The sequence below is a fragment of the Erythrobacter rubeus genome, assembly GCF_014705715.1.
GTDB lineage: Bacteria > Pseudomonadota > Alphaproteobacteria > Sphingomonadales > Sphingomonadaceae > Erythrobacter > Erythrobacter rubeus.
The window spans coordinates 1-12698 of the sequence record NZ_JACXLC010000001.1 but is presented as its reverse complement, the minus strand read 5'-3'; the positions used below and the strand labels follow the sequence as shown (position 1 = coordinate 12698).

Genomic DNA, 12698 nt, shown 5'->3' with positions numbered 1-12698 from the left:
ACTCTCCGGCAATTCCTCGACCCATCGCGCCGTTAGGATCGGTGGAGAAGGCTCGAGCGCTGGATGCGGGCATTTATGCGGCTGCGTGAACACAAATACTTCCTTTGGTCCGTGAAAACAGCTTTCCTACAGATAACCTATTTGGTTATGTCGTTGCCGAAGGAGGCAAAGATGCCGGAGATTGACGCGACTTTAATCACAGCTGTTGCAGCTCTCATCTCGGCAATAGCAACGCTGGTCTGGGCGTTGAGGCGAGACGCTAAGAGTAAATGAGGGGGCAAACACATGAAAAGTCGAGGCGAAGCAAGGACGTCATGGATTGAGAAAGCAGAGTTCGCCTTTCTACTCATTGTCCAAGTGGCCATGCTCATTAGTGCTTTGGCGTTTCTCGCCTCCTCGGCCGCATCCGCACATCCTGGCCGCACTGCCGCTGATGGCTGCCACAATGATCGCAAAAACGGCGGTCGACATTGCCATGGCGCTCCTATGACTAGCAAACCTACAAGGACGCCAAGCGGCGAAGTGTACTATCCGAATTGCGCTGCCGCTCGTGCTGCCGGTGCAACGCCGGTTCACCGAGGCCAGCCAGGCTATGGACGACATCTCGATCGCGACAATGACGGTATTGGATGTGAGCGGTGAGCTTTCTTCTCGCCATATTGGCCGCGAGCTCGCCGATAGGGATTTGTCCTCACTCAGGGGTGCGATTCACCTGCGTGCACGATGGTGGCAGTTTTATCGTAGAGCGCGAACGGATACGCATTGCCGACATAAACACGCCAGAGCTCGACGGGGCCTGCGAGATCGAGAGCCGCCTCGCGTTGCGCGCGCGAGACATGCTGGTGACACTCTTAAATTCAAAACGCTACAACATCGTCCGGCAAGGCACTGATCGCTATGGCTGAACGCTTGTAATAGTCACCAACTCGCGGGATCGATTGGTGCCCAGATGGTCCGCGCCGGTATTGCCAGAACGGTTGAGAAACTCACCGTTCCCGATACGGGTGCTTGTTTACCGCGACTCTTGGCAGAATGCGTCAACGACGCGCCTCTTCGATCTGCGAAAGCTGGCGCCAAGATCACGCTAGTTTGCGAATACTGCGACCCGAGGCCCTCCGGCTGTGCCTTTGCTATTGGGGAGTACGTCAACGTTTTGGTTGCCGCGACAACCTGAAAAGCGTCAGTAGCACCATACTGGACGATTGACCGCATTTCGAGCAACTTGTCCAAAACCATACAGGCCGCTTTCCGACCCAGATTAGTCATATCGCACGGCTAAGGTAATTTCTGCAGTGTATTTTGCTACCGCTGTTTGAGCGGTAATTTCCAACTCTCCTCCAACTTGGAAGCGATCAACACCATTAGCTCCGAGGCGAAATTCTCCCGGCGTGGACGTGCTATTGCGACTTTCAGCAAAGAGTTCCGTAACATCAATCGTGTTAGTCCGAATACCAGAAGAATGAGCCGTAACTCTAGTCGGAAGACCAACACGATAGTAGCGATGCGGAATGCCTCGCACTTCGAACTCCGCTGGGGTTCCGGTGAATGCCGGGGAGCGAGGCTTTTTTGCTTCATTGTAGCTCCCAACACCGATCGACCGGTCAGCACGAATGACATATCGGTACCTTTCTCTGATCGTTCTGGCTTCAATAGAAAACTCCAGTGGCCTTATTGCCTTGACCGTAAGCGGCTCAACAACGGTCGCCACGCCAGAACCAGCGGCTGACGAATTCCGCGCATGTGCAGGTCCAAGCAATGCGAGTGCTGCAGAAACAAGCATAATTATTCGTACGACAGCAATTACTGCAGCGCGTGCAAGCTGAAAATAGGACCCGGGAAAATCGGACTTAGGTTCGTGATCAAACATGATGTAATCATCATATTCGGTTCCACGAAGCTAGATTAGTTTCTCACCGTTTTTGCAACAAGCGTAACGGTGTCACGCTAATAATTTCAGGTACTTATTCGTTCTCAAGAGCGTAACGAAAGGTTCTTATTAAGACTTGGTAACTACGTTGAGAGGCGCAGAGTACAGCGAAATCGACCAGCCCAACGATCGCAGACCCCGCTGCTGAGATGCTCGCCTCCTGCTATGCAGGGCGATTGTCGGACTACCGATTACACCAGAAGAGTCTTGAGGACATTCTGCGTTGTGCGCTTGTTCCAAAGAAACAGGTAGATTGCCTGGGCAAGCTCTTCACGGTTGGACTTTGCGAAATCGGGATCCTCGAGCGAACGCCTCAGTAAATCGCTAGTCTCTTCGATCAATCCTTCGGGATTTTCGATTGTAGCACGCCGCGAAATTATCTCAGCGGTTTCTCTGTCATTCGCAGCTAGGAGCCCCGCAACCAGATACAGATGAAGCAACGGGTCCGGGTCTGGATTGAACCTGGCAAGAGTGCGAATTCGGCTTGCAAATGCGCGGGCCTCACTTGGTGAAGCGGCGCACGCAGCAGCATTCGTTTCGATCGCGGCGATGAGCGCAGGATAGGAACCCCCACGTTCAAGCGCCCGATTAACATAGCCGCGTGCTTCATCGCAGTCGCCATTAGCAAGTTCGATCTTCGCAGCAGAAAAATTGGCGAATGCGTTATAGCGATCCGCCTCCAGCGCTTTGCGTAAATCCGACCAGCCTTGCCCAGATTTTTCAATGGGGCGACCGTCAATGACCGCATTCTGGTAACGCGCAAATGCGCGTCGTGCATACCAAAACGCGCGATAAGAGCTGTTTGGATATCGATCGAGGCAGTCGTCAACCATTTTTGCTGTTGTGTCACCATTGGAGCGGCGGTTCTCGATCGCTAAGAAACAAGCATAATCGGAACTCGTGTGATCGCTGCGTCTGGGAAGTTCCGCCTGCGCAATCGCGCCGGTCGGTGACGTCATGTAAACAAGCGACGCTTCCAGTTCCGTCTCGAAGTCCTCTGGCGCAAGTGGGTTGAATGGAATGGAATTCAAGTAAAGTATCTCGCCTTCCACATCCGCCAGAGCGATCTGCGCTGCGATATCGGCCTTTGTTCCCGGTCCAAAATTCAATGTCAAAAAGTAATCAGCGTCGCCGGTGTCGGCGACATGGGCCAGCGGCTTTGATACGAACGAGCCCGCCAATTGGATTTCCGCGATCTGCCGTGCAGTATCCGTCAGGCCTTGAGGAAGGCCAAGTCCGGCGAGTTCCTCATCGCTGTCGAGAATCAACGCGGTCGAAGGTTTCTCAGGACCACCTGACTCGATCGGTGCTGAGCCCCCCATGATCATCAACAGTGTTGTTACCAAACCGACAAGCCCTAGCGCCGCGGCGCCGACCAGCCTCATGGGGAGCGCAGCATTCTGTCGAGCTTCTGCAACTGGCTCGCTTTCCGCGTCCCTGTTCAGATTTGTATTGGGGGTGGCCTCCACCGCGGCGAGAGTGAGGCCGTAAGATCCGGAATCCAATTGAAGCCCAAGACCATTGCCAGGCAGGTTTCTGGCGTAATAGTTTTCGAGACTTCGCCGAAGGCGTGAAATTTGCACCCGGGGGTAGCTATCGGCCTCTACGTCGTAGTCTTCGTCTTTGCCCAAGCCGTCGACTGCGATCTCATATTGAGTTGGGGGTGCGCCGCCAGCTAAGGCTTTCGCAACAAGAAACCTGAGCAGCTGGCTTTGAATTGGCGCACGCTGGAAGATCACATCTCCAAGTACACGCTCGGCTTCCAGCGTGAGCTGGTGGTTGAAGTTCATCAACGATTGCTCTTGCTGCGTTACCATCTAAAAATCCTTACCTCGTCATTCACGATTCCGAATTTTGTTGGCCCTTTTGTCTATTGGAACATTGAAAACTCTATTCAGGGGACTCCCAAAAATCCCTGAAGCGCGTGATTGTTACAGCGTTACACGCAAGAGTGTAACTTCACTTTTTCTGAAGGGGCGTCAGTTTTGACGTGACAGTCACGGTAGGACACTGACGGGGACAGATCAGCACCGCTATTGTGAAGTACATTCGAGCGGAAGTGCAGCTTTAGGCTCCGTACGTGACATCGAGTCTTTGACGACTGGGAATCACGTGCAGGACGCTAGAAGCAGCACTGTTGGTCATTTCGGCAGCTTGCTCGATTGCGGCGGTCCTTCCCAGCCCATGGTCTGGTTGGTCCCCTTCCAAGGGCGGAAGGATCGCCACAACTGATCGGTATACTTCCCGCATCCGATCGAACAAATGAGGAGAGCTAAGATGTCAAAAGCAAGCGGTCTCTTGAGCGCTGTCGCCGACACTGGACATGAGTTGATCGTCGACCGTCGTAAGAACGAACGCCATCAGGCGACCTATCGGCCATGCTGCGTAATTGCATCGCAAAAAGTCACGATGGGGCTCATCAGAAATTCATCGATCGGCGGCGCTAGAATTGAAGTCGATGCTGATCTCGATGTCGGCGACAAACTCAGCTATTTCTGGGAAACCAATTCATGCATCAACGCACGGGTCGCGTGGCGCGAAGGAAATAACTTCGGGCTGGAACACCTCGACAATGTCCGCGAACGTCGTGGAGCGTTTCCAAGTCGATCCGTCCGTGTACCCTGCAAAGCAACAGCTCGATGCTGGATCGATGGAGCAGAACATAATGCCACCATTGAAAACATCTCGATCGGCGGCATGCGATTGAGCGGTCTAAAGATGATGGCACCAGGGTCGCTCCTTTCGATCTCATTCTGCGGTATTGAGTTTGAAGCAGTTTCGATTCGTTGGTCCAGCAGCGGGCAGACTGGTGTTCGTTTCGCAAGACCAATCACCAGAGAGATTCTCGCGCAGCTCTTACTTGATGATCGCTTTAGACTGACCTGCATTCAGTTCGCTCAAGATGGCGCCGAACCGATGAATGAGGATCTCGGAATTCATCAGAGATGCGTTTCTCAAATGTAAGAAGATCCAACACAGGCTAGTCGCACATTGCGGGGGCGCACGCAGTTCCGAGCAGGCTCGGCCCAGTGCGTTGTCGAGTCTGCTCACCATTAATGCGTAAACGAAAAGCGTTCAGTCAGCTCACCAGCGTCGTTGAGGTAGCGCCGCTCGGCAGTGCGAGCTCGACGATAGATGGCCAAATCGGATTAGCATCAACTTTCGAAAACGAGTTCTGCGCTTATCCAAGCAAATCACGACCCCAAATCTGAAGCATTTATCTAAAATTCAAAAGCGAGCGTCGAACGAAAGTGTTCGCGCTGCCGAGCCTCAAAAGGGTCGTCCGCAGCTAGGCAAAAAACCGCTATTGGAACCGTGTAGCGGCGCAGCCGATTATTTGCCAATAAGTCTGCTACTACTGCAGGCTGTGCGATGATGCCGCTTTTTGAGACTTAAATAGGATTTTTATAACTGACGTCCGTTACTTAAAAGCGGTGAGGCGCTTGGCTTCATGTTGCGTCAGTCCAGAGGATTGTTAGAGAAAGCAAGAAGCGAAGAAATGTAACTATTTGATGTCTCCAATCCTCTTATGAAAATAGGTTGTTGCGGCGGTCAAAAAACTCTTCGAACCGTTCGCACAAGCTGTGTCCCAGCCCAATCTGCAAACGAGCGACCGTTAGTGCGGATTTGGACGGTGCCAGGCACAATTTGGATTAGGTGATCAGTATCGCTGAGTTCACCTTTTTCAGCAATCAGGCGCACGCGATAAAGCGCTTCGCGCGGCGCAAGTCGGTCACCCGATTCATCGACAGCAATGGGTCCACCATTCTTCGAGGCCAGAATTGGTTGTTCCAGCCGTTCGATCGCGCTCGATGAAACCTCGATAAGCTTGGCCGATCGTGATGGTCCGCCTGCGTCAGATGCTACAAAGGTCCCTAGGGCGCCCTGTTTCACGCGCCAAACATCATTTTCGGAGACATAAGCCTGCACGTCGTAATCGGATGGCGTAACAATATGTGCGATGACCTCTTCACCGCTAATCCAGCGCCCGGCATGAATCACAGTATCGAGGTCAGATACAACTCCGGCCACTTGTGCGCGCAATACTAGCTTTTCAGCGCGACGCTCCAGCCCGGCGAGCTTGCCGGTCTCACGCGCCAGCTCGCGCTCAATGACGGCTCGGTTGGAGCGATCTTCGTCGTTTGAGACAGCCCGGCCCATCTGCAAGCGAAGCTGCGCGATTCGCACCTTGGTCTGCGCCGCCTGCGCTTTGAGTTCGGGCGCGTCCAGCTCGATGATCGGATCGCCGACCGTCACGCTCTGGCCATTGCGGGCGATCACCCGTATCACGCGGGCGGGTTCGCCAGAAACTATGGGGGCAGCACCGACGGGCGTTAACACGGCATAAGCGTCAACATTTCGATCCATCGGCAGGAATGCGAGCAAAAGCATTGTTGTGCCGACCCACATCCAAGTCCTACGGCGCCGCGTCTGCATAACTCGCTCTCGCTCGTCCCACCACACACGCAGCTCGTTGAGAATTGGACGCCCAACGAACACAGTCAATTCGATCGCCGCGAGGATCAAACCGAGCGGCTGGAACAACACGTTATAAATAAGGACTGCGATACCGGTAAACAGGAACAGCCGATAGATCCAAGTGGCGTAAGCGTAAAGGATCATGCCACGGCGCAGTTTCATCGGCACGTCTTCGGCGGCCGGCTCTCCCAGTGCAAACAGCCATTCCCTCATCTTCCACTTTCCAAGCGCAAACGCGCGCGGCTGAAGGTTTGGTACGTTGAGCAGATCGGCGAGTACATAGTACCCATCAAACCGCATAAACGGATTGAGGTTGATGACCAGGCTCATCACCCAGCTAGTGGTTGCGAGTATGAATGCGACGCTACGCAGCATCCCGTCGGGGAGCAGCACCCACGCCATGGTCGCGATGCTCGCAACCATCAGTTCGGTCGCAACGCCCGCGCAATCGATGGCAAGGCGTTGCTTACGCGATTTGAGCCGCCATGCCGCCGTCGTGTCGGTGTAAAGCACCGGCATCATGACGAGAAAGCTCACGCCCATCGTCGGAACGTGGGCTCCGTATCGTGTCGCGGTGTAGGCATGGCCAAGCTCGTGCAATATCTTCACCACGAACAGGCCAAGACCATATGCGATAAGTCCCTGCCAGCTGAAAAAGTAGAGGAATGAGCCGATGAATGCGTCCCACTGGCGAGATACGAGCAAGAGGCCCGTGACCCCAAGCACCATAAAAAAAAGAAGACTGTAAACCGACCATAATAGGCGAACATGTCCGATAGTACGCTTCAGAAAGCGCGCCGGTTTAATGAGCGGAATGCGGACAAAGAGGTAATTGTCGAGCAGCCACTTCCACGCCGCTTTCTCGCCGCGGGCACGCTGTTCAGTGAAGGCAGCGACCGTATCTTCGCCCATGGGTCCGATCGTCAGCCCGTTGATCGCTGCGAACTCAATGACCCGATTAAAGGCGTCATTCCCCTCATGGCCATCTAGCCCCACGCGTTCAAGCGCTTCGCCGATCCGCGCCAGATCGCCGCTTGCCCAATGTGAGAGAATTAAAAACTCGGTCCGCCCGAGCTGGTAAAACGAATGCCTGACGGGATCGAATAGTGTCCAGCTTGGCGCTCCGTTGACCAGCGGCACGCCTGGCTCAATCCGCAATTCTTGCCGCAAGGCGGGGATCGTGGGCGGATTGGGAAGCCGCGGCAGCTGGATCGGGATGGCGGCGGAGGTCATACTCCGACAAACTGGCGCAGCGCTGCGATCGGTCGCCGCAGCAGTGAATAAATTAGCGGCACCCAACGGCCATAGACCTGAGCTGTCCCGCGAGAGCCGATGCGCGGATTATCGCCGTCGATCGTAGCCGTGAGCGCGAAAGCCAGAGTGCCGTCCGGGGTTTCCCGTGCTTGATAGCTCGCCGTTTCCAACACACCATCAATCGCCCAGAGCGGCTGCGAGTCAAGCCACATCTTGACCTTGGCGCCCTGATCGAGAGACATTTGTTCGGCTGCGGGCAAATCGATCCGGATCATCACTTCATTGGGGTTAACCACCTGCATGATCGGTTCGCCGACATTGACTGCACGCCCCTCCCAGTCGCGCCGGTCGCTGAATAATGCCATACCATCGCGCGGCGCACCGATCGCCGATTGGCCTGCAAGCTGACGTGCGTAGTTGTATTCGGCCTGCGCCACCTCAACCTCGGCCTGCATTATCGAGATGTCGTATGTCTCGTCGCGCTCGGCAAATGCCGTGCTGGTCGAGCGTTCAAGCCGCGAGCGCGCAACGGCGAGCCGTTCTTCGGCCAGTTCTAGCTCATTCGCGAGCCGTACATCGTCGAAACGCAACAGCACCTCCCCCTTTCGTACGGCTGCGTTGGGTATAACTTCGACCGATGCGATGCGGCCGGAAAACGGAGCGGCAATCACGTAGGGCCGCTCAGCCACGATCTCCGCAGGGGCGAGCGCGGTTAGGCGCACCGGGAATAGCATAACGACCGCGACACCAGCTGCGATCCATTTCTTCTTGCGGCTATCGAGCAAGGGTATTCTGCGAACCGGCCTGTTATTGGTGAGCGCACGCCAAGCATGCGCTGTCGTCTCGGCAATGCGTGCGAGGCGGTACTTCTCGCCGTCGCGCAGCGTTTCTTCGCGCGCGATCAGCAACCCGCCAAACGGCGTACCATCTTCGCCGGGCAGCGGCTGCCAATACATTTGCGAGTAGGGATAATCTGAGAGGGCTTCGTCAGTCTTGACGCGCGCGACATCAAATTCGCGCGGTTTGGCAAAGTCGAACTCGCTCGCGAGCTCTGCAAGCATCCTCTCCAGTGCATGGATTAGCGGCGCATTACGGTCGACCGTCGCCAGCGAGGATGCGCATTTGACCTCGTAGCCCTCGCCTAAGGTGGCCTTGCAAAGCACAAACATCTGCCCATAGGGAAGGATGGCGCGCGCTTCGTTCGCGACGAGATATTGCAGTTCTGGAAGGGTCGATTGGCGCCGAATGTCGGCCTCAAATTGGAGCAGCACTGCAAGCGTCTTGGCGTCGCCCGGACTGCTGCCGGTCGCAATATCGCTCAACTGAAGACGAGCCTTCGCTGGTTCAGGACGACTGGCTGCCATCGTCACCCGCTGACACATTTGCCGAGTCGATTTGTACGTCAGGCATGCCGAAAGAGGCAGTCCCGCTCATGCCTGGCAGGACAAGTGCTTCGCCCGGATCGATATCGGCCTTTACGCGTATCGTTTTGCTGACCGGATCGACCGAGGCACCTAATTGAGTGACAGCGCCGGGTATCGCCGTGCCCGTCTCGTCAATTACAAAATCGAACTCTGCCCCAGCTCTTAGCCAATTAAGCCAATTGCTCGGAACGATGAGTTCTGCCTCAAGGTCATTGCCGCTTTGAATTTTCAGCAATGGCTGTCCGCTTGCCGCAACCTCCCCGCGATTGGCGATTTGTTCAACGACAGTGCCGGAGAACGGGGCCGTGACGCTACAATCATTGAGCTGTGCTCGTATTGCGTTGGCTTCAGCGATAGCTTGTCCGAGGTTGGCCTCAGATACTTCAACCTCGTTCGTTCCGACTGCTTCGTAGGTGTCCAGCTCGACGTTGGTTTCGTGAGTTTTCCGATAGGCGGTTGTTGCGGCGCGGGCCGCTGTAAGCTGCGCCCGAATCATGGAACAGTCAAAGGTTGCCAAGGTTGCACCACGACGGAAGCTACCCCCTTCACCTACAGGTATGGAAAGTATACGCGCCGTCAGACGCGAAGCGATCGTGGACTCCTGCTTTGCAGCAATGACTCCTCGCGCCTCGAAGACGGGTTCATCCGTGCCCTCAGTTTCAGTCTCTAAAGCAGGAACCTCTGCGTTTTGCGGATTTGCCGTATCGTTTGATTCACTATTTGACCATTCCGTTTCTTCACCATTAGTTATCGCTAATGCAAAAAGGGCCAACATGCCAACACTAGCGATGCCGCCGATCGCATATTTGCGCTTGTCGCGCGCTATAGGAGTCGTGGGTTTCTCAACCCGCTCTGTTTCAGGCATGCGTCACTGCCCCGAGAGCCTTACAGCTGCTTCGCGATCCTGCCAAAGCTTTGCCAGCGATGCTCGCAGAGTGGCGACATCTTCTTGGCCCGTCACTTCAGGGCTGAACTCATCAATACCCATGGAAGCGAACAAGTTCGCATAGGCGTTCTGCGCTTCAGCATAGGCGATATCGTATTGCACTTCCGCGACCAACGTGTTCATTTCTTCGCGCAGCAGTGTTTGGCGGCTCATCACTCCGGTGGCGTGACCAGCGCGAATCTGGTTCAGTATCTTGTCCTGCACAGTCATCTGCCGCGAGACGGTCTCCAATTCTTCGCGTAGGTGCCCAAAACGCGCTCGTGCAACGTGGACCTGCGTGACAACAGCCATAGTTAGCGCCAGCTCGCGCTGCTCCAGCAAATCGTTTTGAGCGCGAACCGCTCTCTTTTGAGCTGGGAGCCGGAATAGATTGAGGACGTTCCAGCTTGCCCTTGCTCCGTAATTCACCCAGTCGTTATTGAATAGAAAGTCATTCGAATCCACATTAACACCCAAGACACCGCGAAAGCTAGGCAGCGCCGACAGTAATGCGGCATCCAACTCGCGAGCGTTTATTCTCTGTCGATAGCCTACCTCGCGCAGCTCGGCGCGATTGAGCAACGCTGTCATCATCATGTCTTCGCCATCGTACTCGACGGCGGGTAGATGATCGGTCCGATCTGGCAGCGCAAGCGAGAAGTCGGTTCCTGGCCTTAGGTTCATAAGCGCCGCAAGTTGCGATTTAGCGACAACAAGCTCACGCTGTAGCGTCCGTATCTGCGACTGGATTTGCAGCAACTCGCGCTGGTAAGTCAGAGCTGTCAGTGGTGCGGACAACCGACGTTCAGACAATCGCTCGGAATTTTCAAGCGTTGTAGTGACTGAGCTTTCGAGTTCTTGCAGCTTGGTAAGCAACCGCTCTGCGCTGACCGCCCGCCAGTATGAGGAACGCACGTCTTCGATTACACGATTGGCGACCTTTCGTCGACGCTCCTGTGATATCAGCACCTCGTCCGCCCCTTGCTTCGCTCGGACATAGGACAATCCAAAGTCCAAAACGTCCCAACTTAACGACAAATCGGCGGTGAACAGATCGCGCTCTTGGGAGGTCGACGGTTCAAGAGATTGCTGCTGAGTAATCAGGGACAATGAACTAGCGCCAGAAAAGTTGTTGCGACCTGCATACCCAGCATTTGCAACCAGTTGCGGCAGCATATCGTAACGCTGCAGATCGAGTTCACGCTCTCTCAGGGCAATTTCCATTAGTTCGACTTTATAGTCGAGATTGTATTTCAGCGCGCGAGCCATCGCTTCATAAAGGTCGATCGGCGCGGTCACCGGCTCCTGCTCGGCATCGACTTCGGCAAAGTTCCGCGAAGCCGCTTCTTGCAGCTCGGCCGACGTAAAAGGTTCCGGCACGGTCGCGCAGGCACCCAGAAAGAATGTCGAAGCGCCGAGCAGTGCGATTCCCTTATTCATGAATTTACCTTCATCCGTTCTTGTCTTCTACACGAAAGCGGCGAGCAGATCGTCGACTTCATCGCTTGTTTCAGAGCTTTCTCGTGCCATCATCGCACCGAGCGTTTCCGCACGGACGAGCGATTTATCGTGCGGCACATCGGTTTGGATTTCGCCGGTCGCACCTTGAATTCTGACCGGGATATCAATGGTTTCGCCGTCTTCTGTGATAGCGCGTACGATCAGGCGCAATTCTTCGGCGTCAGCCGGGCGCTCGATGATCGCCAGACCGCGAGGATCGATCCGGATCCAGTCGGGCAGCGGCGAGCCATCGCGCGTCAAAAGCTGGAATTCGGCGATAGGAGAGGCCGAACCCTCGCCGATATCGCGCATTTCAACATAGACGACGCGGTCGCGCACGATGGATTCGATCATCACCTGGTCGTTGCCGGTATCGAGCTGGCGCACCGAGAACCCTGTGAGCGCCTCGGGAAGAAAATCGCCGAACCGCGGATCGAGCAGACGATCGACGCCAAAACGCAGATCGCGAATGTGATCGAGGTAGCGGATCACACCATCGATAGGATGACGGCTACGATCGAAATCGCCGATCCCATTCAATGACCTGACGCCGTTTACCGCTTCGAGGAGCGGCTGTTCGACATTGAGCGAGCCGGTGCCGCCAAGTGGGCGGAAGCCGTTCACCGTATCGACGATGATCAGCGGTGTAGTGATGAATTCTTCCGACTGGTCGAGCACCTCGTCGACCAAATACGGATCGGGCAATCCACGATTGCGGTTTTCGCCGAGCAGCGCCGTCAGATCCGCACCAGCCGCCGAGATATTGACGGTCGCGGTCGAGTTTACGAACCCGCCATTGCCATCCGATATGGTGTAGCGGATCGTAGCAATACCGGTGAAACCGTCCGGCGGCGTATAAGTAAGCGTGCCGTCCGGATTGATGACAACCTCGCCCACATCGACGGTGGCAATGATCACGCTCAATGGATCGCCATCAGGGTCGCTGGCATTATCGAGCACGTCGATGATCGTAGGTGCACCGCTGAATGCATCTACTGCCTCGGGCTCATCAGTCGGCAAGTCATTGACGCTGTTGACCGTGACCGAAACCGTGCCAATTGCAACCCCGCCCTCGCCGTCGCTGATCTCGTAGGTGATCGTATCGCTGCCGTTGAAGTCTGCATTCGGCGTGTAGGTGAGCGTGCCGTCGGCCTCGATCACCACCGTGCCATTGGGAGCCGAAGCCGAG

General features: G+C 55.4%; 10 protein-coding genes. 3 read left to right on the top strand and 7 right to left on the bottom strand.

Annotated features, from left to right (window positions below):
• Window positions 1-285 precede the first annotated feature (285 nt).
• Both IB285_RS15115 and IB285_RS00045 read left to right on the top strand, forming a co-directional pair.
• The gene (locus tag IB285_RS15115) at window positions 286-642 is read left to right on the top strand and encodes an excalibur calcium-binding domain-containing protein (RefSeq protein WP_199803312.1); all 357 of its coding nucleotides are present in this window, start codon (window positions 286-288) and stop codon (window positions 640-642) included.
• 59 nt (window positions 643-701) lie between these two features.
• Window positions 702-905 (top strand): thermonuclease family protein, encoded by a 204-nt coding sequence (locus IB285_RS00045; RefSeq protein WP_190786262.1) that lies wholly within the window; start codon window positions 702-704, stop codon window positions 903-905.
• Window positions 906-1258: 353 nt separating this feature from the next.
• Here IB285_RS00045 and IB285_RS00040 read toward each other — a convergent pair whose 3' ends face one another.
• Complete coding sequence (locus tag IB285_RS00040; RefSeq protein ID WP_190786261.1) at window positions 1259-1867, bottom strand: DUF4402 domain-containing protein; 609 nt, start codon at window positions 1865-1867, stop codon at window positions 1259-1261.
• Window positions 1868-2118: 251 nt separating this feature from the next.
• Window positions 2119-3744 carry a tetratricopeptide repeat protein gene (locus IB285_RS00035; RefSeq protein WP_190786260.1) on the bottom strand — a complete coding sequence of 542 codons (1626 nt, stop codon included), beginning with the start codon at window positions 3742-3744 and terminating at the stop codon, window positions 2119-2121.
• A gap of 460 nt (window positions 3745-4204) precedes the next feature.
• Here IB285_RS00035 and IB285_RS00030 point away from each other — a divergent pair, with 460 nt between their 5' ends.
• Window positions 4205-4891, top strand: a complete 687-nt coding sequence (locus IB285_RS00030; RefSeq protein ID WP_190786259.1) for a PilZ domain-containing protein — start codon at window positions 4205-4207, stop codon at window positions 4889-4891.
• Between the two features lie 588 nt (window positions 4892-5479).
• Here IB285_RS00030 and IB285_RS00025 read toward each other — a convergent pair.
• From IB285_RS00025 to IB285_RS00005, 5 genes are all read right to left on the bottom strand, one after another.
• Window positions 5480-7639, bottom strand: coding sequence for an HlyD family efflux transporter periplasmic adaptor subunit (locus tag IB285_RS00025; RefSeq protein ID WP_190786258.1), 2160 nt, complete (start codon window positions 7637-7639; stop codon window positions 5480-5482).
• A complete protein-coding gene (locus IB285_RS00020; protein WP_190786257.1) occupies window positions 7636-8982 on the bottom strand; it encodes an efflux RND transporter periplasmic adaptor subunit in 1347 nt (448 codons plus the stop codon). The genes IB285_RS00025 and IB285_RS00020 overlap by 4 nt, the downstream gene beginning before the upstream one ends.
• A 22-nt stretch (window positions 8983-9004) precedes the next feature.
• Window positions 9005-9949 carry an efflux RND transporter periplasmic adaptor subunit gene (locus IB285_RS00015; protein WP_190786256.1) on the bottom strand — a complete coding sequence of 315 codons (945 nt, stop codon included), beginning with the start codon at window positions 9947-9949 and terminating at the stop codon, window positions 9005-9007.
• A 3-nt stretch (window positions 9950-9952) separates the two neighbouring features.
• Window positions 9953-11449 (bottom strand): TolC family protein, encoded by a 1497-nt coding sequence (locus IB285_RS00010; protein WP_190786255.1) that lies wholly within the window; start codon window positions 11447-11449, stop codon window positions 9953-9955.
• A 27-nt stretch (window positions 11450-11476) separates the two neighbouring features.
• On the bottom strand, window positions 11477-12698 hold a 1222-nt coding region (locus IB285_RS00005; protein WP_190786254.1), incomplete at its 5' end, for a cadherin-like domain-containing protein.